Origin of the sequence: Hydrogenophilus thiooxidans (assembly GCF_019049855.1) — a bacterium.
Taxonomy (GTDB): domain Bacteria; phylum Pseudomonadota; class Gammaproteobacteria; order Burkholderiales; family Rhodocyclaceae; genus Hydrogenophilus; species Hydrogenophilus thiooxidans.
In genome coordinates this window covers 1-612 of sequence record NZ_JAHLSY010000072.1, presented here as the reverse complement: position 1 = coordinate 612, position 612 = coordinate 1, and the positions used below count along the sequence as shown (strand labels likewise).

Below are 612 nucleotides of genomic sequence, written 5' to 3'. Positions count from 1 at the left end.
CGGCGGCAACTTCCCCTCAGGCGTCAATTCGTTGCGGCGCACCAGATCCTGATAGAGGAGCCCAAGATAGACGAGCATGCGCAGCGCCATCCAGCGGTCGGGCTGCGCCTGAAACTCCAAAAGCAGATAGACGTAGAGCCAATGGTTCTCGAAGCGCACCTTCCAGACCATATCCTCGTGACGCACATCGCCCTTATCGGAGACGTAGCTTGCGTTGATGCGCTCCAAGGTCGAGAAGTCGAGCGTTTGCACCCACGGTTCGGGAACGAAACCGATGAGCAGATCGCGCACCATCTCGGGATGGGCAAAAAGGAGCTTGTAGCCGGTGTCGTGCGCTTGGGTCATCGCGTGGAACAAACCATTTCGCGGAAAAACCGGGGGTTCGCCAGATTCTACGGCATGGAGCGTGAATCGGACAAGATGAGGGGGTGGCTTTTTTGCCGTACAATTGCCGAAAGGGCGTTGCAGGGAAAAGGCCGCGTGGTGAACCGGAAAAAACTCCCGATCGGGATTCAGACCTTTGCGAAAATCCGCGAGCACGACGCCTACTACTACGTCGACAAGACCCCGTATGCGCTGCGCCTCATCGAAAGCGGCACCCACTACTTCCTT

2 protein-coding genes are annotated in these 612 nt (G+C 57.5%); one reads left to right on the top strand and one right to left on the bottom strand.

The genetic code is table 11. The features are described 5' to 3' along the window. A partial coding sequence (locus tag KUL93_RS11315) for an Rpn family recombination-promoting nuclease/putative transposase (RefSeq protein ID WP_217127137.1) occupies positions 1–345 on the bottom strand: 345 nt, incomplete at its 3' end. Between the two features lie 138 nt (positions 346–483). On the opposite strand from KUL93_RS11315, the gene KUL93_RS11770 reads away from it, so the two are divergent. Beyond that, the coding region (locus tag KUL93_RS11770; RefSeq protein ID WP_346731694.1) for an AAA family ATPase at positions 484–612 on the top strand (129 nt) is incomplete at its 3' end.